We start from the raw sequence: 22,144 nt of genomic DNA on the forward strand, positions 1-22,144 counted from the left end.
AAAACAAGAGCGTAACAAATCTTCGCAAAAAGAAAACGCCCTCGTCACAATCGCTATATAGTACTCTTTCCTCTAAAGAGTCAATATCATTTCTATAGCTTTCCTAAAAATAAATGAATACATCTTATACAAGATTGCAGTTAATATTACAATCATAGAGGGTGAGATGAAGAAAAAAATAAAAACCATCTCAATTTAAGCAAGAAAATACTTTATTTACGAAATATCTATGCGAAACTATAATCACCATTGCACAAATATCTTACACACTTTACGCTTCTTTATGCTGTAAAAAGGAAAGGAACAATGCCATCTAAGCTTACGCGCAATCAAACCCTAGTTTTGAACATTCTAAAAAACGAACAAGGGCCTTTGAGTGCCTATGCAATTCTTGACCGTTTGCGCGAAGAGGGACTTCGCGCTCCTTTACAGGTGTATCGTGCACTAGAAGGACTTCTTCAATTAAAGTGTATTCATCGCCTTGAAAGTGCAAATGCTTTTATGGCCTGCTCATATCCTGAAAATTGTCAACATGAACTAACGACTTTCATAATTTGTGATAACTGTGGTAAAGTAAATGAAATACAGAGCCCACTCATGATATATGGTGTTAAACAAATGACACAAGAAATTGGTTTTCATGCCAACAAGAGTACTATAGAAGTGCGAGGTATCTGCGAAAAATGTATGGCAAAATAATTTGTCTGCACTTGCAAACTCATATATTGAATATTATGTCATTTATATAATATCATGGTGACTTAATTTATTGTTATTTGAAAAGATCATTTTATTTTCTGGTGGCATGCTGATTTATTTTATTTGCTTACACATTAAAATATGCTTGAACTGAAAGTATAAAATCTATGTCCGCGCCCGAAACAGCTCTTCCAAAAGAAAAGATATGTATTTAAAAAAAATAAAACAGATAAAAATAATTCGTCCTATCCTCGTTATTCTTGCGCTTTTTATGCTATGGTTTGGCTATAAGTGGATAACACATTGGCGTTATATTCTCTCCACCGAAGATGCCTATGTGCAAGGAGATATTGCTGCCATTGCCCCTAAATTAAACGGATATATTAAGAAAATTGCTATTAAAGCCAATCAAGTTGTTAAAAAAGACGATGTTTTATTCTGTTTAGACAATGGTGATTATCAAATAGCCTTAGATCAGACAGAAGCGCGTCTCAACACACAACAAAAAACCCTTCTACGTATTGATGCGCAAATTGTAGCCGCTCACAGTGCTTTAGATGATGCGCAAGCACAAAAAGCAGCTGCTTCAGCCATAGCAACCAATGCACAACTAACCTTAAAACGCACTACAGAACTTAAAGCTGATCGTTATGCTCCTCAATCCGATGTTGATGATGCTAAATCAGCTTATGAACAAGCCATTGCTAATGTAAACCGTGCAGATGCACAAATAGCCGCAGCACGCGCAAACATCCAAGTGCTAGAAGCACAACGCAGTGAAACAGAAAGCCAGACAAAGAGCCTAGAACTCACACGTGATAAAGCAAAACGTGATCTTGATTCAACCATTATACGGGCTCCATTCGATGGAATCATTGGAAATTTAACAGCGAAAACTGGGGATTTTGTTGTGAATGGTCAACGTCTTGCAGCACTCGTCCCCATACAGGCGCTTTATATTGAAGCCAACTATAAAGAAACACAGTTACAAAATATTCACGCTGGACAAACGGCTTATATTACTTTTGACGCCTTCAAAAAAGAGGTTTTTACAGGGAGAGTACTTTCTATTGCACCGGCAACAGGAGCTGTTTTTTCTCTCCTACCACCACAAAATGCCACTGGTAATTTCACCAAAATTGTCCAACGCATTCCAGTACGTATCTCTATTCCAGAAGAAGCATTAAAAGACAAGCGTATCCGAGCGGGAATGAGTGTTTCAGTACAAATTGATACACGTACAAAATTGCATAATCACCCCTTATAATTCAGAAGAAAAATGATCTGTTCATGACATCTCCTATACCAGAAGTTGATCATTCTCAAAAACACGTAGGAATCCGTGAAATCGTGGTCTTTATTGCTATGGCTTTTGGTATGTTCATGGCTATTTTGGATATCCAAATCGTTTCCTCATCTTTGGCTGAAATTCAAGCTGGTCTTTCAGCAAGTTCTGAAGAAATTTCATGGGTTCAAACCTCCTATCTCATTGCTGAAGTCATCATGTTACCCCTTTCCGGATTTTTGGGAAGGTTGCTTTCAACACGAATTTTCTTTAGCATTTCAGCTATCGGTTTTACTGTTACATCTATTCTTTGTGCAACAGCGACATCTATTGAAGAGATGATTCTTTACCGAGCACTTCAGGGTTTTATTGGTGGTGGTATCATCCCCAGTGTTTTTGTCGCTTCTTATACACTTTTTCCCCCTTCAAAACGCCCCATTGTTACCCCTATCGTTGGACTGGTAGCAACATTAGCACCCACCATCGGTCCAACTGTGGGAGGCTATCTTTGTAATATCCTATCATGGCATTGGCTCTTTCTTATTAATGTGCCCTGCGGAATAATTATCTCAATTCTCGCTTGGAAATTGATTGATTTTGATAAAGCTGACTTCTCTTTAATGGCTAAATTTGATTGGTTAGGTCTTATTTCCATGGCAACTTTTCTAGGAACTTTGGAATATATTCTAGAAGAAGGTGCACGTCATGATTGGCTACAGGATACTCTAGTCTTTAATTTTTTTATTATCATGATTTTGTCTGCTGGAGTATTCTTCTGGCGCGTTTTAACAACAAAAGAGCCAATTGTTGATCTCTCTGCTTTTTCTAATTTTAATTTTTCAACCGCAGCAATTTTTTCTTTTATGCTTGGAATAGGTCTTTATGGACTCACCTACCTTTATCCTGTCTATTTAAGCCAAATCCGCCATTATGATGCTCTCATGATTGGCGAAACATTATTTATTTCAGGTCTTGCTATGTTTTTGGCTGCTCCTCTTGCGGGTTTCCTTTCAGCACGAATTGATGCACGTCTTATGATAGCGATAGGTTTTTCTGGCTTTGCATTAGGAACCTGGTTGGCCAGTTCTATCACAGATGATTGGGATTTTTGGGAACTCTTTTGGCCTCAAGTTCTTCGTGGTGTCTCGATTATGTTATGCATGGTGCCTATTAATGATATTGCTTTCGGATCACTCTCACAAGAACATATGAAAAATGCTTCCGGACTTTTTAATCTTACACGCAATCTTGGTGGTGCAGTAGGACTTGCTATTATAAGTACGCTTATAACAAAGCGCGCAGACTTCCATTATGAACGGATAGCCGAGACTATCCAACAAGGAAGTACCCAAGCAACTGAAATGCTTTCAAAGCTCACTATGTACTTCAAATTTGCGACTTTTGATCCACAAGCTCTTGCACTCTTCCAATTTTTAAATATGGTTCGTACACAAGCAATGGTGATGGCTTTTAGCGATATCTTCTTTATAATAACCATTATTTTTTGCATCTTGACATTCTTAACCATTTTTCTCAAAAAAATACCACCATCCACTGATATCCCTCCCAGTCACTAAGTTGTGCATACCTCACTTTTTAAACCAAAGGAACATGAGTCATAGATCAGAAATCCTATAAAAAAGATTTTTTATCCAATGCTTAAGAAATATCTAAAACTTTTGAATTTATTAAAAAAGCTTTCACGTTTTTATTCTTTATAAAGATGTTCATTATTGTCGTGTGATGTTTTCTTCGTTGAGCAGAAAGAAATAAGAGAAATGCAGTCTTATTTCTTTATCCGTTTTTTGTGCATCTCAATATAACTCTTATCAGCAATAATTGGTGTATTTTCATTCCCCCATCAAGATGCTAAGTGATGTGGATAAAAGTATTCCAGCCTCTGGAATGAAGAGAAAACACAAAGTTGAGTCCCACGCATACCTTACTATGACTCTTCAGCATCAAATTTTGGCTTACTTTTGCCAAAACCTCCCTTTCATTCTGGCCTTATCTACAGTCTGCTGCACAATCTATAGCTTCCAGCATAATTCAGAATTCGCATCACAGAGGTAAACGTAAATAAAAGTTAAAGCGATCCTCACAGGTGCACAATTACGTCCTTAAAAAGCTCTTCTAAAACTTGATGCCAATGGTCTTTATTCATAACTTTTATGGATAAATGTTACATAATGTCTAAGAGCAACAAAACTCTCACCATTGAGTCACTATTAAAAATAACATAAATTTCTTTAAAAAAATGACGAGTAAGATTTTCAGTCCTCACGCGCATCGAATAAACTTATCCTCCACAAACGGTCAATCTTTCTCCAATCTCTACACTTAAGAGCATATTTCTTCCTAGTAACGCACCTGCTCTTTTACTAATAGAACATCACCAATCGCACTTTTTTTCTCAAATCTTCCTGAAGTACGCAAAGTCTAAGCAAAACAGCATGAAGTGCAAAAAGTATTTTTTCCTCTTTCAATACATATATCCTGTAAAAATGTTTGCATGCTCAAAACCTTATACTGAATGATTATCGCAAATGACACCTTACTCAGCATAAAACATGAGTACACTTCCAATGATTATCCATCACAAATTTTGCTCAAAGCCATTTTAGAACTATGCAAAATCTTCTGTATATTACCCATTGATCAACAAAAATGATTAAAGAAGATAAAGTTTATAGGAAAGAAAAAACCATACTCCGAAATAAAATTGTCTCAAACATTGCACTTGAAAAAAATAATAGACCACCACCAACACACTCAACGCTTAAACTTCCCAAAGAAGACATCGCGGAAAAAAGAAAGTTAAATGAACAGCTTCTTTAAGCAACTTTATGGTGCTGAAAAGAATTCCAATCTTCTAACTCTCCGCTTGGTGTCAAAATACCATGACACGAAGTGAGATAATGAGGAATTAATTCCAGCGCTTGAAAACGATGTTTTTCATAAGGACCAGGCATTGCTAAATTTTTTGTGAGACTGCTTGAAAAACCAAAACGCTGATAAAATGCACAATCACCGACAAGAAAAATAGCACCGTACCCCATTTTTTTTGCTGTTGCAATCGCATGCCGCATAAGAGCAGACCCTATCCCAATACCGGAGCATTCCGCTGCAACAGCAAGAGGTCCCAAAAGTAAAGCATGCTGTATTTCATTATGTCCTTTATTAAATTGAACATGCCAAAGACGCACACTGCCCACAAGTTCTCCAAGCGTATTTTTAACGACAAAGGAAAGTCCACAAGCAGCCAACCGCCCACGACGTAAAACTTCTGAGGATTTACGCTTACGTCCCTTTCCTAGTGTCAAATCAAGTAAATGCTCCCGATGAGGTTTATCAGCTTCTTGCTCCGATGCGAGTGTAAAAAATGCATCATCTTTTGTTTGAAAATAAATCATATTCATGTTTGTCACCACCCCCACTTGTAGCTCTTTATACCATCTTATAAAGGAAAAATTCAAATCACATAGGATGGTAAAGGCTCAAAACCATTAAATGCAACAGACGCGTAAGTCGCCGTATAAGCACCAGTCCCATGAATTAATAACTCATCCCCTACTGTGAGGGATAAAGGTAACAGATAAGGTGTTTTTTCATAGAGAACATCTGCCGAATCACAAGTTGGCCCAGCTAAAATACAAGGCTCCATTGCCTTATCATCATGAGGGGTCTCAATGGGATAACGAATAGCTTCATCCATGGTCTCGGTAAGACCGTTAAATTTGCCAACATCCAGATAAACCCATCGGATATTATCATTGTCTGCTTTTTTGGATATAAGAACAACCTCTGTACGAATAACACCAGCATTGCCAACCATCCCGCGCCCTGGCTCAATGATCGTTTCAGGAATACGATTACCAAAATATTTTTTTAATGAATCAAAGACAACTGTGCCATAAGCTTGTGTTGTAGGAACATCTTTCAAATAACGGGTTGGAAAACCACCCCCCATATTCACTAATTTCAACGAAATTCCTTCATGCTCCAAGTGCCGAAAAACCGTAGCCGCATCTGACAAAGCGCGATCCCATGCACTAAGATCTGTCTGCTGAGAACCAACATGAAAGGAAACACCATATGCTTGCAAACCTAATTGATGTGCGCGACGCAACACATCAACCGCCATAGCAGGAACACAACCAAACTTACGTGACAATGGCCATTCTGCACCCTTTCCATCCGTAAGAACCCGACAAAACACGCGAACTCCTGGAGCAGCTCGAGCAATCTTTTCCACTTCTTCAACACAATCAACCGCATAAAGCGAAATACCCAATGCGTACGCCTGTGCAATATCACGCTCTTTTTTAATAGTATTACCAAAAGAAATACGATCAGAGGTTGCTCCTGCCTTTAAAGCCATTTCAATTTCCGCAACAGAAGCAGCATCAAAAGAAGACCCTAAAGAGGCAAGCAAATTTAAAATTTCAGGAGCTGGATTCGCCTTTATCGCGTAAAAGATCCGGGACTGCGGAAGAGCTTTTTCAAAGTTTAAATAATTTTCACGAATAATATCAAGGTCAACAATTAAGCAGGGACCTTCAGAACGATGTTTTGCAAGAAAATCGCGAATACGTTGCGTCGCCATCTGTCAATTCTCCCAGGGGATAAACCCACCCTACGACTGGACAGCACAAAGCTGCTTATAGCCAAAGGACAAAACACACACAAAAACGCTCTACACCCTGATTCCCTAATAACCAGGAAGAAAGCAGCATTGCATGCAGCGAAAAAACAGCGCGAAAATCGCGTTGCTTTACTTTTTCTGCCTTTTTGATTGGAGTTGAGAAAACCACTTCCGCACTGAAGGCAATGAGGTGTGCCTCTATAGTTATCCCAGCATTTGGACAGCTGGAAGACACCAGAAAGGCCCGCACCGTCGTTGCTTCAAGATGTCCTCATTCTTTCGGTTGGCCGTAAGAATGACTGGAGCGGTTAGTTCCAGGTACCGTACCGGTTAATCTCACCATTTGAGAACCAGCGGACACCCACAGGCACGTGCGACTTTGGGCAAAACTCATATAGAACGAATTCTGATTTATTTCAATCATTTTTTTTATTTTAAATATTTTTTAACCTTTAAAGAAAAGTTGATGCAAAAAAGCAACAGTTCTCTCAAGCAAATAAGTCACATATTCCCTTTAATAGAATTGTAGCTTTCACGAAAAAAACCATACCATCGTGATACAAATGCATAATATTTTCTTTAAAAGAGCCTCTTTGCTTGGCTTTTTAATCCCCTGTGTCCACACTCACTCATGGAAGATATGACGCTACAAGAAATTGATTTATAAAGATAATTTATCATTTTGCAACTTGAATGAGAACATTGAATATCATAAGATTCTCTCATCTCAAACCCTCCAAACCCTCTCATAGTGAATCACTCAAAATCATTCGCCTGCATATCATAAGCGAGGTTGGCGTGTGGATGAAAACTCCTCAAGAAAGGAGTAAAAATACCCTTTATGAACCATCTCAATGAAAGGATTGTTGCAACATTTTGAGCTGGAAAAGAGAATGACAGAACCGGCGTGTATCTTCATAAGCATCAAGAGGGTCGTGCTCAATAGATTTCCCGTTATACCCTTAACAGATGCCGTCATAATCGTGAAAGGGCTTTTGTGCACTAACGGATATCCCCTTAAAATAAACACGTGAATGAGCAATATTATGGCGTTCTGTTCTTCGTGAAGAGTGTTACCCTATTAAAGAACGTGAAAAACAAAAACGTGAGACAATACGCAATCTCCATTATTGAAAGGATACTGTTCCTAGATACTCTTAAAAGCCGTAAAGCTGAATTAAAGAGTGATAGTAAGGCTGGAGGCTGGTTTTTACCTTTACATCCCCAAATGAGGTTATTTCCCTGTTTCAGAGATTACACACAGATACACGCAATGTTCTTGCCCCTATCTGGCATACAAAAGCTGCAACAAAATGGAAAGCACTTATCTTTCAATCCTTTGTCTCAAACATGCTGCTGCATTAGAATAGGATGTTAATTTACAAGTAACAGCCACAAGAAACACCATTTCTATGTTTATGAAATCATACGCCATGACCATCATGTCTTTATCGACCCCAATACATAAACTCTCGCATTTAAACAGTTTATCAATCGGCCTGTTACATCCATTCCAAAACTGCTTTTCAAGTCACACACTCTTCCATTGAGCTGTCTCCTCGATTGAAATATATCATGAAGTAATTTTTAATAATTGAGAATTAAAAATTGAAACAAACCAAAGATTACACAATCAAAGATATCTCATTCAAAATGTGTAGCTCTGATTTATATTTTTAAATCAAGAGCTTCATTTTCACAACCAACAAAAGACTGGGTAATGGCCAGTCTTATAAAATACTTGTCTGCTCAAAACGAAATTCTTTTCTTGAAACAACCGAAAAAAGCAAAATCCTTAAACGCTAAAGTACAATAGCTTGTATCACTCTTGATGAGAATGCATTGCACGCAATTTTGATAATTGGAACTGCCTATGACGTTCGCGAAAGCGCTCCCTATCATCTTCACTGCGCGTATTATAACAAGCATCACACGAGACACCTTCCTCATAATGAGGCGATAATTTGCTTTCAGTATTAAGAGGAGAACGACATGCGCGACATAATTCGCGCCCACATTCTTCAAGACCATGTTTAACAGAAACACGTTCATCAAAAACGAAACACTCCCCCCACCACAGACTATCTTCTTTTGGAATTGTTTCCAAATATTTAAGAATCCCACCTTTTAAATGGTAAACCTGTTCATAACCAAGTTCACGAACATAAGCTGTTGATTTTTCACACCTAATACCACCTGTACAAAACATAGCAATTTTCTTTTTCTTTTTTAAATCAGCTTCATGCTTAAGCACCCATGCGGGAAATTCACGAAATGTTTTGATACGCGGATCAACCGCTCCTTGAAAACTGCCAATTGCATATTCGTAATCATTACGTGTATCAATGAGAAGCGTTTCTTCATCTTGAATAAGGGCATTCCAATCTTTAGGGTCCACATAAGTACCAACGGCTTTTAACGGGTTAACACCGTCAACTCCCATTGTCACAATTTCTTTTTTCAATCGTACTTTCATACGATGAAAAGGCATTTTTGATGCCCATGAATATTTAATCTCAGGCATTTGAAATGCTGGTTCAGCTGTAATAAAATCCACTAATGTCTCAATAGCAGCACAAGATCCCGCAACAGTTCCATTAATTCCCTCTTGTGCTAAAAGGAGGGTACCTTTGATATCCTTTGCTTGACATAAATCCAGCAAAGGCTTTTGTAATTGACGGTAATGCTTCAAATCCGCAAAGCAATAAAGAGCAGCAACTTTAAAATTCTTTTCCATAGTTTTGGCATAACGTGGGTTTCATTCAATTTCAAGACTTATTCATTTACTCTTTAAGATATTGTGCTTAATCAAACTATCCTTACCCATCATTTCTTGGAGAAAAAACACCATGTGCCAAAAAATAGAGAAGCTGTTATCACTGCTCCAGGAACAAACCATTATACCTGTTTTGCATATTGATACTCTACAAAATGCCGTGCCTTTAGCACGTGCCCTTGTCAAAGGAGGCTTAAGAACAATTGAAGTCACCTTGCGAACAGCAAATGCACTCGACGCGATTAAAGCCATTACACAAGAAGTACCCGAATCAATCGTTGGAGCAGGAACAATTCTTAGCACTATACACTATAAACAAGCAGAACATGCAGGAGCAAAATTTATCGTAAGTCCTGGATTTTCAAACAAATTGATTGATTATGCAAAAAACAGTGAAATCCCCCTTCTCCCAAGTGCTCTTACACCAAGTGAAGTAATGAAAGCACTGGACAAAGGCTATTCATATCTTAAATTTTTTCCTGCTGAAGCAGCAGGAGGTATTACCTTTGTAAAAGCTTTAGCCGCCCCCTTCTCTGAAATCCGATTTTGCCCGACAGGCGGCATAAAACAAAAAAATGCTGCTCAATGGCTCCAGCTTTCTAATGTCTTCTGTATTGGTGGTTCTTGGATAGCTCCTCGAAATCTTATCACAGCAAAAAATTGGCATGCGATTAGCGCATTAGCACAAACTGCAGCACAACTTTCCTCTTATCCTACAAAAGTGTGTTCCACAATATAAGATTCCAGTGCATCATCATTGGCGCCTTCAACAAGACCAAAAGCTTCACACATTCTTGCACAATCTTTCAGCATTGCCATGGAATTACAAATCATCACAAGGTCCTCATCAGCATGAATTTTCAGCAAACCAGTCATTTCAAAAAAATACCACTCTCCATAACAATCGTAATGCACCCCATATGCTCAGAAGTTTTCCGAGTCGTCATGGAATAAAATTTCAACTGTAGTGTGTATTCACCAATTAGTGGATCTTCTCGTAAAGAGATGACAAGATCTTTCGCATAATTAAACTCATCCCATTTACGGGGTGTTTGAATAAGAACGACTTCTGAAAATTTTCATAAATTTCAGGATCACGGATAAGACTTGCAAAGGGAGAAACTCCTGTCACTATTGAGAGCAGATAAAGACACATTTCAGAAACAAAAGTGCCAAAAGGATCACTGTCCTTTAGATTTTCATGCTTTATAATACAGAGTATCTATCCTCTCACCCTACAAAGGCACGCTCCACAACATATGTAGCCGGTGCATTATTGGCACCTTCAACAAGACCAAAGACTTCACACATTCTCGCACAATCTTTCAGCATCGCCATGGAACCACAAATCATCACCCGATCTTCATCAGCATGAATCTTCGGCAAACCAGTCATTTCAAAAAAAGCGCCACTCTCCATAACAGTCGTAATGCGCCCCATATGCTCAGAAGATTCGCGCGTAGTCATAGGATAAAATTTCAGCTGTGGTGCGTATTCACCAATTAGTGGATCTTGTTGTAGAGAGACAACCAAATCTTTTGCATAATTAAGTTCATCGCACTCACGAGTTGTTTGAATAAGAACGACTTCTGAAAATTTTTCATAAGTTTCAGGATCACGGATAAGACTTGCAAAGGGAGCAACTCCTGTCCCTGTTGACAAAAGATAAAGGCGTTTTCCAGGAATAAGGGCATCAAGAACCAGCGTTCCAGTAGATTTTTTACGCATAAGAACGGTATCACCAATTTTAATTTTTTGGAGATGTTCGGTTAATGGCCCTCCTGGAACTTTGATCGAAAAAAATTCAAGCTGCTCATCCCAAAATGGACTTGCAATCGAATAAGCACGATAAATTGGCTTTTCTGCATTTGGCAAACCAATCATAACAAATTCACCAGAACGAAAACGAAAACTTTCAGGACGATTCAAGCGAAATTTAAACAAACGGTCTGTATAGTGATAAACTTCCTGTACAGTAAGCGCGAATACATTTTCAGGAATAGGAAAATCTGATGCAACGCTGCTGATGTTTGACTGAACATTGCTAGCAGACGTATTCATAAAATTCTTCCCTTATCTTCATTCAACGTTAAACCTTCAAAGTGATATAATACGCGCGTCATCATCTGCCAATATTTTTCTTAAAATGCAAACCACGAGATTAACACTTTTATATCAAAATTAGTCGAAGAAAAAACTGAAAAACATGATAAAGGAAAATCGCATTCATCAGGAAAGCTTCTTTTTGCTGCTCGTGTTATTCCTTATCGTGGTTCTTGGCTTGATATTGAGTTTGATGTTAAAGACATCTCATTTATACTCGTATTGAGCGGCAACGTAAAATTCTTGTTACAAGTCTTTTGATGGCATTAAGGATGTATACATCAGATATTTTGTCGATTTTTTATATTAAAGTTACCTATGAACGAGATAGAGATGGACAGCGTATTCTTTATTCTAGTGATCGCTTTAAAGGTATGAAGTTTGTTTCTAACCTTATAAATGCCGACAGTGGTGAAATTGTTGCAGAAGCTGGTAAAAAATAACGGTTCGTGCAACAAAGGCTGTGGCAAAAAAAGGTTTAAAGATACTTAAAATCAGCGAAGAAGATTTATAAAGATCTTATCTTATAGAGGATATTAATTACCAGACAGATGAAATTTATCTTGAAGCTGGTGATAAAAATTGACGAAAAAACATGAAGGATTTTGTTTGATGTTCATGCATATTCTACAAAAGAAAAATCAAAACATTTAAACTTAAAAAAGCTTATTAATCTGACCAGTTGTAACAGGTAATAAGTATTACCTATAAACAAAGAAATGCTCTCTAATTTTTCAAAACTTATAATCAAAAACCTTAAGAGAGATAAAACTTATGTCTATCTAACAATAATCTTACAATTTCTCCACAAAATCCCCAACGAATTAGCTTTTCTGATGATTAATAAACAATCACTCAACAGTCCTTTAGAAAAATCTCTATAGTGTCACTGTTTTAACAGTTAATCTATCACCATAAACACTATACCTCTTCCCCCAAGAATTTTTATAATCAAAAACTATAAAAATATCCCTCTTAACGATATCTGTATCATAAATGAAAAAAGAAGGGCCTTCATAATCTAAACAAAAGCCAAAGAAAAAAACGGCAACAGAACACCCTACTGCATTCTCATTGTTAGCGAAAATATGAAAATGCAACACAAGCATTTTTAAAAGATCATTCAAACAGTAAATACAATATTCATTGAATGGTTTCCAACTTAATCAAATCTGAAATGCAATTACATCCATGAAAATGGAACAGCAATTTGACAACGTTCTACACAACACAGAATAGCCGCTGTCATTCGTATTTTTATCAAAGCAAGAGAGAACATTTCATAAAAAATTTTCAAATTATTGATAATCATACCGTTCAATTTATGCTTGTTATCTTCTGGGAAGCGCAAATGTTAGCGGTATGAAAAAACAGATCAATAATGCGTTTCTATAATTTTCCAGCAATCACTATCAGACATATATATCAATTGTATTCCCCTCTTGACCTCCTTCACATCATTATTTACATGAAGAGATAAGCTGTAAGTTGCTCTGTGATCAACAAAAATTGATTTCCATTTAAATAAACGAGCTTGTGGAAAATAGATAGGAGATGCCCAAAAAACATCTTAGGAACGAGTAACGATCAAATCAGCTGCTTTCAACGCATCAGAAATGGTTTGTGCACTCAAATTTTTCCCATTAACAAGAGAAACTTCAGGTGCATGAGGTGAGGCTACTGCTCCAAAATTACTTACAGTATTAATGCAAGCATCATCATTACAGGCAGCTTAAACCACATAAGGATCATTGCAATTTCCGTAAGTATAGGTACTTTGCTTAGCCTTGACTGTATTATCACCGATAGGAGCTCTAAAGATTGAACTTTGCATACCCATCACAAAAAAAGATAAAAGTTGCCCATCTCCTTGAGAATACTCTTCAACAAAGCCAAGAGAAGCATAAAATTTGCCAAATGTTTTTGGAACTTCAATAACACCCACAGTTGTTTTTGTACCATCCATTAAATCTGTTATGGTGCCAGTAACTAAATTTTCCTTTTTTGAAACATCAAATTCATACTGATGCCCCGTCTTCCATGGTATTTTAATACGACATTGCACTCCAGAACCTTCATGATCAAAATAATGATACTAATCACTCTTCCAACCAACAGCATTCCAGATAGAGTAATTAACGAAATGATCACCTCCACTGTTTTGTAAACCAATATACCCAACATCACCGTTTTTAAAGAAAAACTGATTTGCCCAGTAATAATGAGAGTTCATTCCACCATCGTTACTAATCTTCTGGAAAAACGTTAATTGATCTAACCTCTGAATGAGCAGACCATGCATGTTGAATAAAAATAATACCACCAGCAACAACAGCGTAACTTGCCGAACTCACTAAAAACCAGAAAAAATGAATAATATTTTTGGGATTCTGTAATTCATCCCCCATTAATTCACTACAGATAAGATTGATTTTATCAGAATTACACTCTATACTTAATATCATAATGAATATCGCGCAAACTTTAATCCGCTTTTGTATACTAAATATAGAGTAAGAGTATTGCGTATCTCTGTTTGGGTAATCTCTGAAACAGGTAGACAGCTTAATTTGGAGAGAACATAAAGTTGTAAAGGTAAAAACCAGTTTCCAGTGTTGTCATCTCCCTTTAAATTCGGCTTTACGACTTTCAAAAGCATCTAAAGCAATATCTTTTAAATCATGGAGAGTATTGCTTCACGTTTTTATTTGTCGCGTTCTTTCAAGAGGTCACACCCCTTATGCAAAACAGAACACCATTGGGTTGCCAATTCACGCGCTTTCTTTAAAGAGACATCCGTAAGTGCACTTAAGCCCATTTCGCAATCCTGCCCGTGAATAGTATAATACCACCTTTACACTTATGAAGGAGAAAACCTGTACCCATCATACTATTTGCCAGCAGCCTCCAATGTTGCTACAGCCCTTGGCACCTGAAATGATCCATAAGGGAGCATTTTGGATCTTTGTCTTTAAACAATTTTATCCACACTCTAGTCCCGCTTGTAATGTGTAAGCGAATAGTTTTGATTGATTCAACATCAACAAGATTGGCATAAGAAAATCTTACGGTATTAGGGCCTCTCATTCAATATAAAAACAATGAATTGTCCTTATAATCAATATGATGAGCTATTGATCCTAAAGTTTTTCTGTTTTCACCATGAAAAATGCTACAACATTGCCAGTGAGCCTTTGTTTTTTTAATATGCTTTATCCAAGGAGAATGAAGTCTATGCCTTCGCAACTGTGTAAATTACGTGTTCATAAAAATACAAAGAGAGTAAAATACTCTATTGATGATACTCAAAATATGCCTTTTACCTTAAAAGGTTGCTTTGATAACACATAATTCAGTATGAACTGCTCATGATTTTGATAAGAACAAACAGCACACGCATCCTTTTCATATATCATAGAAAACTATATGAAAGAACCAAAGTAAACTTCTTGTCTCACTGACTCGAGAGAGGATTTTTTAAAATGAACAAATCCGCTAAGGATACAGCAAACCCATTATTTCCTGCTACAGCTATAGCAACCATCGACGTGCGTGCTATTGTTGCAAATTATAGAACTTTAGCCCAACATGTTGCTCCAACTGAGTGTTCAGCGGTAGTGAAAGCTAATGCCTATGGGTTAGGGGCACATAAAATTGCCCCGGCACTTTATCAAGCTGGTTGCCGCACTTTTTTTGTTGCCCAAATCGAAGAAGCGCTTCAATTAAAAGCCGTTTTACCAGAAAATGTCATGATTGCTCTTCTGAATGGTTTTCCACATAAAGCGGAAGAATTTGTCGCACAATCGGGTATTATCCCTCTTTTGAACTCTTGGTCTACTATCGAAGATTGGCAAACACTTTGCCAAAAAAAGAATAAAAAATTTCCCGCAATCATTCAAGTCGATACCAATATGAGCCGATTAGGGCTTGATAAAAAAGAATTACAAAAACTCATCAAAAACCCTACAATTTTTGAAAAAGCAGAAATAAAATATATTCTCAGTCACCTTGCGAATGGAGAGGACGCCTCTCATTCATCCAATAATAAACAATTAGCTGCTTTCAAGAGAGTACTTGCACAGTTACCTACCTGTAAAGTCTCATTTGCCAATTCTGGAGGCATTTTTCTTGGTTCAGATTTTTATTTTGATCTTGTTCGCCCCGGTATTGCACTTTACGGTGTTGATCCCCATGGCAAACATCCAACACCTCTTAAAGCTGTTGTAAAAGTTGAAGCCCAAGTTCTTCAAAGCCGCTTTATTGACGCAGGAATACCTGTTGGTTATCGAGAAAGCTTTATGACCCGCAGACCAAGCACTCTTGCAACCATTTCTATTGGCTATGCAGATGGTTGGCCACGGATTCTTTCGAATAAAGGTACCGTTTATTTCAATGGGCACAAACTCCCTATTGTTGGACATATTTCTATGGATTCTATCATAGTCGATGCTACTGATCTCGATAAAAAACCTCAAAGAGGTGATTGGGTAGAGCTCATTGGCCCTCATCAACCCCTTGAAAAAGTATCTACAGATACCAATACCATTCCTCATGAAATTCTCACTTCTCTAGGAAAACGCTATAAGCGCATTTACATTTAAAACCCTCTCGAGAAATAAAGTGAGGGAAATGACTCTCTCAGTAAAAGAATTTCTCAGAGCTTCCAAACATGATTTTAAACAGCCAAATATACGGGCTATCCATCAATACGCCTTCTTCCACATCCTGTTCATCAATATTTTCATCAAAATGCTTAAGCGAATAATGACAATGGAAATCATCAATTTACTTTAAGATTATTTTAGATAACTACCAGAAAAACGAAAACCAATACGCACCAAGGAAAACAGTATGATTCAATTCATGAATAGATGACAAAAAAGCCCACACATTTTGTTTTTGTGTAAGCTTTTTTCATTAATGTAAAAAAAACTTTAATAAGTGTTTCCCAAGGGCGGACAAGAACAAATAAGCATTCTGTCTCCTGCAACATTATCAATACGTGAAACAGGAGGCCAATATTTATTCGCTGGATCAAGAGAGCAATTGGGAAAAGCAGCTTCTTGTCGTGAATAAGGCCGCGCCCAAGTATCATCTAATGTATCGACCAATGTATGTGGTGCATGAACCAATGGATTATCATCTTTTGGCCAAACACCACTACCGATTTTCTTAGCTTCCTCAGCAATAGAGAGCAAAGCATCACAAAAACGATCAATCTCTGCTTTTGGCTCTGATTCAGTTGGCTCAATCATCAAAGTTCCAGGAACAGGAAAAGACATCGTGGGCGCATGAAACCCATAATCAATGAGACGTTTTGCAATATCATCAACACTCACCCCATACTGCTCTTTCAACACACGTGTATCCACGATACATTCGTGAGCAACACGTCCATGTTTGCCTCGATAAAGAATGGAATAAACCTGTGAAAGACGTGCAGCAATATAATTGGCATTCAAAATTGCTGTTTGTGTTGCATATTTCAAACCCTCAGCGCCCATCATCCGAATATACATCCAAGTAATAACGAGAATAGATGCGCTTCCATAAGGAGCTGCAGAAACTGCATGTGTTGTCCCCTCTTGTTCATGACCTGGCAAAAATGGTTTGAGATGCTCTACCACTCCAATTGGCCCCACACCAGGACCACCGCCACCATGAGGAATAGCAAATGTTTTATGAAGGTTCATATGACAAACATCCGCCCCAATATCTGCCGGACGAGCAAGGCCAACAAGTGCATTTAAATTGGCACCATCAAAATAAACTTGCCCTCCATTTTCATGGATAAGAGAACAAATATCCTTAATACTTTCCTCATAAACACCGTGTGTTGAAGGATAAGTGATCATGAGAGCAGCTAAACGCTCCTTATACAATTGTGCTTTCATTTTGAGATCATCAAGATCCACATCACCATCGTTCAAGCATTTCACCACAACAACTTCCATACCGGCCATATGTGCTGAAGCTGGATTGGTACCATGCGCAGATGCAGGAATAAGACAAAGCGTGCGTTGATGTTCACCCCGCGATTGGTGATACCTACGAATTGCCAAAAGCCCAGCATATTCCCCTTGAGCACCAGAGTTTGGCTGAAAAGAAACTTGTGCAAACCCTGTAATTTCACACAACCACGCATTTAACTGATGAATCATTTCCTGATAACCCACCGCATCTTCTCGCGAAGCAAAAGGGTGTATATTGGCTACCGTAGGCCAACTCACAGGCATCAGTTCAGCTGCCGCATTAAGCTTCATTGTACAAGAGCCAAGAGGAATCATTGCCCGATCTAATGCCAAATCCTTATCTGACAAACGACGCAAAAAGCGCATCATATCCGTCTCTGAATGAACCGCATGGAAAAAGGGCTGCGAAAGAAAAGTAGTATCCCGCCCCTTTCCCATAAGTCTTGGAGAAGCCTGATCAACTAACCCTGCACCAAAAAGCTGTGCTAAAGCATGGGCATCTTCTTGTGTTGATAATTCATCAAAATTGATAACAACCCTATCATCATCAAGAACACGGATAAGACGCCCACCAGCTTTTGCCTGACAAGCAATCTCCCGTGCTTTTCCCTTCACAACAATGCTGACACAATCAAAAAAATATTCCCCTTCACAAGAGATACCTACTGCCTCTAAACCACCAACGAAACGACATGTTAAATGATGAACGCGCTGAGCAATTTCCTGTAAACCTTGTGGACCATGCCAAACAGCATAAGCCGTTGCCATATTTGCTAACAGAGCCTGTGCTGTACAAATATTTGACGTCGCTTTATCGCGCCGGATATGTTGTTCACGTGTTTGCAATGCTAAACGAAAACCAACACGTCCTTTCGTATCCACAGATTGACCAACAATGCGTCCTGGAATGAGACGTGTGAGCGCATCACTGACAGCAAGGTAACCAGCATGCGGCCCCCCAAATCCCATTGGAACGCCATAACGCTGCATAGAGCCGACAACAATATCAGCTCCCCATTTTGCTGGTGCTTCCATAAGGGTAAGTGCCAAAGGATCAGCAACCACAATCACCAGTGCTCCTTTTGCTTTTGCTTCTTTAATGACTTCACTATAATCATTAAAAGAGCCTTTTGTATCTGGCCAAGACAAAACAATCGCAGCTGTATCAGAACAAATTTCGCTATTTTTGCTAACTTGAAGACCTTGTGTTTCAGCACGCGTTTGTACAACGCTTAAGATCTGCGGATGTAAAAGACTCTGAAGAGAAATCTTCATTTTTTTCTCACGCGTAAAGCGGAAAGCCACTGTAATAGCTTCAGCTAAAGCGGTTGCTTCATCAAGAAGTGAAGCAGCTGCAACAGGCAAACCTGTGAGTTCACTAATCAATGTCTGAAAATAAAATAAAAGCTCTAAACGACCCTGACTAATTTCTGCCTGATAAGGCGTATAAGCAGTATACCAAGCTGGATTTTCAAAAAGATTCCGCAAAATAACGGGAGGAACATAAGTTCCATGATATCCCTGCCCAATAAAGCTTTTGTGCAGATAATTACGCTCCATCATCTTGGAGAGTTCTTCCAAAGCTTGCCCTTCACTCACTGCCTTTGGAAGATTAAGCGGTCGTCCCAAATGAATAGAGTGAGGAAGAGCTTGAGAAACTAATGTATCAATAGAATCGACTGCTACAATATCAAGCATTTTTTGTTTTTCATCAGGACGAAGCCCAATATGGCGAGAAAAAAAAGGACGCTCTAACATAGGACTCATCCAATCAGTTCTTTATAAGCAGCTTCATCCAGCAGCCTTTCAAGTTGCGTTTCATCCTGTACAGTCATTTTCCAGAGCCAACCTTCTGTTTCAGCTTTTTGGTTTACCAGTTCAGGACTCTCTGCCAAAGCTGCATTTATTTCGACCACTTCACCATCAAGAGGTGCATAAACATCTGAAGCCGCTTTCACCGATTCAACAACAGCAGCAGCATCTCCCTTAGAAAGTTTTGTTCCATTTTGTGGCAAATCAATAAAAACCAAATCCCCTAATTGCTCTTGAGCATAATCTGTGATCCCAACAGTAACCACTTGTCCTTCAACGCTAAGCCATTCATGATCTTGTGTAAAATAAGTTTTAGACATAAAAAAATTATCCTTTAAAATAACGTTGTTCAACAAAAGGGAGTGAATGAACAGACAGTGCAATCTTTTTGCCACGCAGCTCTGTAAATACTTCTGTTCCTTCCACTTTCCAAGCAACAGGAACATACCCCATCGCGACAGGACCATCAAAAGAAGGGCCAAAACCACCTGACGTTACCACCCCAATCCGATTGCCTTCATTATCGAAAAGCACAGCACCAGCACGAATAGGTTGGCGTGTTTGTGGTTTTAAACCAACACGACAACGAGAGGGACCTTTCTGAAGAGATTCCAGAAAAGCCTTTGCTCCATAAAATTGCGCTTTTTCTCGAACATTTTTGGGAACAGCCCATGTCAGTGCAGCATCAATGGGCGTAGTATCAGGGGTAATATCATTGCCATGCAAGCATAACCCTGCCTCCAATCGAAGACTGTCACGCGCTGCAAGACCAACCCACTCAACACGAGAATCGCCGAGCAGCTTTTCAGCCAATGCGCGTGCACAACCTATAGGAAGAGCAATTTCAAAACCATCTTCTCCTGTATAACCAGAACGGGTGATAAACCAATCTTGTTGTGGTTCAAATCCTTGCATAAACAACAGTTCATTTCCCGGCAAACCAGCATCAGCTAGAACAGCAGCCGCTTGTGGCCCTTGAAGAGCAAGTAAGACCCTTTCAAGAGCAATCACTTGACATTCAAAGCCAAAAGCACGTTTTTCAAGTTCAGCAAAGTCGGCTTGTGCATTACCAGCATTAGCGACCAGCATAAAGCGGCACTCTGCCAAACGAGTAAGGATAAGATCATCAAGAATGCCAGCCCGCTCATTAAGCAAATAGCTATAGCGCGATTGACCAATCTTTAACAGTGCCGCATCAACAGGAAGAGCATAAGATAAAAATTCCACTGCTTTCGGCCCCTCAACAGCAATCAATTTCATATGAGAAATATCAAAAAGGCCTGCATGCGCACGCGTATGAAGATGCTCTTTCAAAACCCCAAGAGGATAAGTCAAAGGCATTCGCCAACCGGCAAAAGCACCAAATTTTGCTCCGGCTTTTTCATGCAATTCATATAAAGGAAGTGTTTTTAAAGAAGATGTTTCAAATTCTTGTGATGTACCCATAATATCTCCAAAGTCGCGCCAACACTCACACAATGTGTTCGTCTCTGCACCCCTCTGTTACAAACCTGAGAGACTCGCGAAAAAAGTTTTCGCTTACACCTTCGGCGCGGCCCCTCCCGACTTTCCAGATCTGCCTCTCTTCTTTTACGGTCCTTAGAGCCTGAGAGATTACGGGCTATTTTCCCCTTCGGCGGCAGACCCAAAAACTTGCAGCCTGCACTCTCCCGCAAAAGAATGAAAGAAATAATAACGTTCTTTCCGACATATTTAAAGTCTATAGCTCATCTCTGTCACACTGTCATCAGCAAAATGACTAGTGTGCCCTCATTTTACACTTGCATAGGTTGTTTTAAAAAGCTTATAATATTAGATCTCGAGCATTCTAAAAATCGTAGGTGTTTACAGTTTAGTAAAATAAGGAGGATCAGCTTATATATTACCGGCATGAGCTACCAACATAAAAAGGAAATTGCGAAAGGCCAAAAGCAAAAATACCAATCAAAAACTAAAAAAACAAATTGAAAACAATGTAAAATTTGACAGACTAAAAAGAGTGTTCTCTCTTGTATGGTCTCATTATAACCACAAAGTTTATTCTCTCTAACACTACATATTCTAAGAGTATCAGGAAATATGATCTTAACACTCAAGGGGGTTGGTCTTTCTTATGGATAGGTAGTACCATAAACTGTGGCTCCTTATGCACCAAACCTCACCATACAAAGGGTTCAAAAATACGAATGAAAGCTGGCAATATCCATTATAATTGCGAAAATGATCTCCCAAAGAAAATTGCTCTTTTTCCTTTAGAAGGTGCGCTTTTACTACCAGGCGGTTTTTTATCGCTCAACATTTTTGAACCAGAAGCTCTCGAAATGGTTGAAGACGCTATGGTATCCAACCGTTTGTTAGGCATTATTCAACCACTTTCTTCGGGAACAGACTATTTGCCCATACAGCTTTATAAAATGGGCTGTATAGGTCGTATCACACACTACAACGAAACAGGAAATGGGCAGCTTTTCATTATCTTACAAGGCGTTTGCCGCTTTACCTTAGAACAAGAACTCGTCAACACAAAATCCTATCGGATTGCTCTTATCCGATCAAACATAAAAGACCTACAAGAAGTAGAATTTTCAGAAAGCATTAATCGAGAAAATTTACTCAACATTGTTGAGCAATATCTCACCATACATGAAATAGAATATAATTGGAGCAATATCATACAAACGCCTACGCCTATATTGGTGAATGCTTTCTCATCGCTTATTCCTTTTACACCCGCAGAAAAACAAGCTCTCTTAGAAGCTCCTGATATTGGAAGCCGTGCCCAGACTCTTCTTGCTTTAACTGAACGCTCTCTCATGAAACAAACAGGAGCATATCACTATTTAAACTAATGA

Annotated in this window: 15 protein-coding genes, 5 pseudogenes and 1 riboswitch; of the genes and pseudogenes, 8 read left to right on the top strand and 12 right to left on the bottom strand. The window is 38.6% G+C overall.

What is annotated here, in order from left to right; translation table 11 throughout:
• Positions 1–306: 306 nt before the first annotated feature.
• The 3 genes from AYT27_RS06425 (at position 307) to AYT27_RS06435 (ending at position 3,561) form a co-directional block, all read left to right on the top strand.
• Entirely contained in the window at positions 307–699 is a 393-nt protein-coding gene (locus AYT27_RS06425; protein ID WP_011181086.1) for a Fur family transcriptional regulator, read from the top strand.
• 205 nt (positions 700–904) lie between these two features.
• Positions 905–1,966 (top strand): HlyD family secretion protein, encoded by a 1,062-nt coding sequence (locus tag AYT27_RS06430; RefSeq protein ID WP_011181087.1) that lies wholly within the window; start codon positions 905–907, stop codon positions 1,964–1,966.
• Between the two features lie 23 nt (positions 1,967–1,989).
• Complete coding sequence (locus tag AYT27_RS06435) at positions 1,990–3,561, top strand: DHA2 family efflux MFS transporter permease subunit (RefSeq protein WP_011181088.1); 1,572 nt, start codon at positions 1,990–1,992, stop codon at positions 3,559–3,561.
• A 1,257-nt stretch (positions 3,562–4,818) separates the two neighbouring features.
• Here AYT27_RS06435 and AYT27_RS06440 read toward each other — a convergent pair.
• The 3 genes from AYT27_RS06440 to AYT27_RS06450 are packed head-to-tail and all read right to left on the bottom strand — an operon-like array spanning position 4,819 to position 6,879.
• Entirely contained in the window at positions 4,819–5,403 is a 585-nt protein-coding gene (locus tag AYT27_RS06440; protein WP_034448172.1) for a GNAT family N-acetyltransferase, read from the bottom strand.
• 53 nt (positions 5,404–5,456) lie between these two features.
• Complete coding sequence (locus tag AYT27_RS06445) at positions 5,457–6,590, bottom strand: type III PLP-dependent enzyme (RefSeq protein WP_011181090.1); 1,134 nt, start codon at positions 6,588–6,590, stop codon at positions 5,457–5,459.
• A gap of 55 nt (positions 6,591–6,645) precedes the next feature.
• A complete protein-coding gene (locus tag AYT27_RS06450) occupies positions 6,646–6,879 on the bottom strand; it encodes a hypothetical protein (protein WP_034448025.1) in 234 nt (77 codons plus the stop codon).
• A gap of 657 nt (positions 6,880–7,536) precedes the next feature.
• Here AYT27_RS06450 and AYT27_RS09340 point away from each other — a divergent pair.
• A pseudogene (locus tag AYT27_RS09340) lies at positions 7,537–7,996 on the top strand (integrase); the annotation flags it as partial.
• A gap of 455 nt (positions 7,997–8,451) precedes the next feature.
• Here the strand turns inward: AYT27_RS09340 and trhO are convergent.
• A complete protein-coding gene (gene trhO, locus AYT27_RS06460; protein WP_011181092.1) occupies positions 8,452–9,366 on the bottom strand; it encodes an oxygen-dependent tRNA uridine(34) hydroxylase TrhO in 915 nt (304 codons plus the stop codon).
• 112 nt (positions 9,367–9,478) lie between these two features.
• Here trhO and eda point away from each other — a divergent pair, with 112 nt between their 5' ends.
• Positions 9,479–10,144 carry a bifunctional 4-hydroxy-2-oxoglutarate aldolase/2-dehydro-3-deoxy-phosphogluconate aldolase gene (gene eda / locus AYT27_RS06465; protein WP_011181093.1) on the top strand — a complete coding sequence of 222 codons (666 nt, stop codon included), beginning with the start codon at positions 9,479–9,481 and terminating at the stop codon, positions 10,142–10,144.
• Here eda and AYT27_RS06470 read toward each other — a convergent pair.
• Positions 10,114–10,555 (bottom strand): annotated as a pseudogene (locus AYT27_RS06470) (ferredoxin--NADP reductase); the annotation flags it as partial. The gene eda and the pseudogene AYT27_RS06470 sit on opposite strands and share 31 nt — an antisense overlap.
• 80 nt (positions 10,556–10,635) lie before the next feature.
• Complete coding sequence (locus AYT27_RS06475) at positions 10,636–11,466, bottom strand: ferredoxin--NADP reductase (protein WP_011181094.1); 831 nt, start codon at positions 11,464–11,466, stop codon at positions 10,636–10,638.
• 144 nt (positions 11,467–11,610) lie between these two features.
• Here AYT27_RS06475 and AYT27_RS06480 point away from each other — a divergent pair.
• Positions 11,611–12,104: pseudogene (locus AYT27_RS06480) on the top strand (DNA-directed RNA polymerase subunit beta); the annotation flags it as partial.
• A 1,136-nt stretch (positions 12,105–13,240) separates the two neighbouring features.
• Here AYT27_RS06480 and AYT27_RS09345 read toward each other — a convergent pair.
• The 3 genes and pseudogenes from AYT27_RS09345 to AYT27_RS06500 form a co-directional block, all read right to left on the bottom strand.
• Positions 13,241–13,582: pseudogene (locus tag AYT27_RS09345) on the bottom strand (DUF3472 domain-containing protein); the annotation flags it as partial.
• Between the two features lie 172 nt (positions 13,583–13,754).
• Positions 13,755–13,973, bottom strand: a complete 219-nt coding sequence (locus AYT27_RS09350) for a hypothetical protein (RefSeq protein ID WP_034448031.1) — start codon at positions 13,971–13,973, stop codon at positions 13,755–13,757.
• Between the two features lie 50 nt (positions 13,974–14,023).
• Positions 14,024–14,353 (bottom strand): annotated as a pseudogene (locus AYT27_RS06500) (integrase); the annotation flags it as partial.
• Between the two features lie 637 nt (positions 14,354–14,990).
• On the opposite strand from AYT27_RS06500, the gene alr reads away from it, so the two are divergent.
• A complete protein-coding gene (gene alr, locus AYT27_RS06505; RefSeq protein ID WP_011181095.1) occupies positions 14,991–16,109 on the top strand; it encodes an alanine racemase in 1,119 nt (372 codons plus the stop codon).
• Positions 16,110–16,442: 333 nt separating this feature from the next.
• On the opposite strand, the gene gcvP is transcribed toward alr, so the two are convergent.
• The 3 genes from gcvP to gcvT are packed head-to-tail and all read right to left on the bottom strand — an operon-like array spanning position 16,443 to position 20,738.
• Positions 16,443–19,238: an aminomethyl-transferring glycine dehydrogenase gene (gcvP, locus tag AYT27_RS06510; RefSeq protein WP_011181096.1), complete on the bottom strand. Its 2,796-nt coding sequence runs from the start codon at positions 19,236–19,238 to the stop codon at positions 16,443–16,445.
• A gap of 5 nt (positions 19,239–19,243) precedes the next feature.
• The gene (gene gcvH, locus AYT27_RS06515) at positions 19,244–19,612 is read right to left on the bottom strand and encodes a glycine cleavage system protein GcvH (protein ID WP_011181097.1); all 369 of its coding nucleotides are present in this window, start codon (positions 19,610–19,612) and stop codon (positions 19,244–19,246) included.
• Between the two features lie 7 nt (positions 19,613–19,619).
• Entirely contained in the window at positions 19,620–20,738 is a 1,119-nt protein-coding gene (gcvT, locus tag AYT27_RS06520; protein WP_011181098.1) for a glycine cleavage system aminomethyltransferase GcvT, read from the bottom strand.
• Positions 20,739–20,875: 137 nt separating this feature from the next.
• Positions 20,876–20,975, bottom strand: a riboswitch (glycine riboswitch).
• A gap of 503 nt (positions 20,976–21,478) precedes the next feature.
• On the opposite strand from gcvT, the gene AYT27_RS06525 reads away from it, so the two are divergent.
• Complete coding sequence (locus AYT27_RS06525) at positions 21,479–22,141, top strand: LON peptidase substrate-binding domain-containing protein (protein ID WP_011181099.1); 663 nt, start codon at positions 21,479–21,481, stop codon at positions 22,139–22,141.
• Positions 22,142–22,144 lie beyond the last annotated feature (3 nt).

Source organism: Bartonella henselae str. Houston-1 (assembly GCF_000046705.1).
GTDB lineage: Bacteria > Pseudomonadota > Alphaproteobacteria > Rhizobiales > Rhizobiaceae > Bartonella > Bartonella henselae.

Bases quoted from the DNA above. Each gene is read 5' to 3' on its own strand.
- AYT27_RS06425 (WP_011181086.1), top strand. From the start codon at position 307: ATGCCATCTAAGCTTACGCGCAATCAAACCCTAGTTTTGAACATTCTA.
- AYT27_RS06430 (WP_011181087.1), top strand. From the start codon at position 905: ATGTATTTAAAAAAAATAAAACAGATAAAAATAATTCGTCCTATCCTC.
- AYT27_RS06435 (WP_011181088.1), top strand. From the start codon at position 1,990: ATGACATCTCCTATACCAGAAGTTGATCATTCTCAAAAACACGTAGGA.
- AYT27_RS06440 (WP_034448172.1), bottom strand. From the start codon at position 5,403: ATGAATATGATTTATTTTCAAACAAAAGATGATGCATTTTTTACACTC.
- AYT27_RS06445 (WP_011181090.1), bottom strand. From the start codon at position 6,590: ATGGCGACGCAACGTATTCGCGATTTTCTTGCAAAACATCGTTCTGAA.
- trhO (WP_011181092.1), bottom strand. From the start codon at position 9,366: ATGGAAAAGAATTTTAAAGTTGCTGCTCTTTATTGCTTTGCGGATTTG.
- eda (WP_011181093.1), top strand. From the start codon at position 9,479: ATGTGCCAAAAAATAGAGAAGCTGTTATCACTGCTCCAGGAACAAACC.
- AYT27_RS06475 (WP_011181094.1), bottom strand. From the start codon at position 11,466: ATGAATACGTCTGCTAGCAATGTTCAGTCAAACATCAGCAGCGTTGCA.
- AYT27_RS09350 (WP_034448031.1), bottom strand. From the start codon at position 13,973: ATGATATTAAGTATAGAGTGTAATTCTGATAAAATCAATCTTATCTGT.
- alr (WP_011181095.1), top strand. From the start codon at position 14,991: ATGAACAAATCCGCTAAGGATACAGCAAACCCATTATTTCCTGCTACA.
- gcvP (WP_011181096.1), bottom strand. From the start codon at position 19,238: ATGTTAGAGCGTCCTTTTTTTTCTCGCCATATTGGGCTTCGTCCTGAT.
- gcvH (WP_011181097.1), bottom strand. From the start codon at position 19,612: ATGTCTAAAACTTATTTTACACAAGATCATGAATGGCTTAGCGTTGAA.
- gcvT (WP_011181098.1), bottom strand. From the start codon at position 20,738: ATGGGTACATCACAAGAATTTGAAACATCTTCTTTAAAAACACTTCCT.
- AYT27_RS06525 (WP_011181099.1), top strand. From the start codon at position 21,479: ATGAAAGCTGGCAATATCCATTATAATTGCGAAAATGATCTCCCAAAG.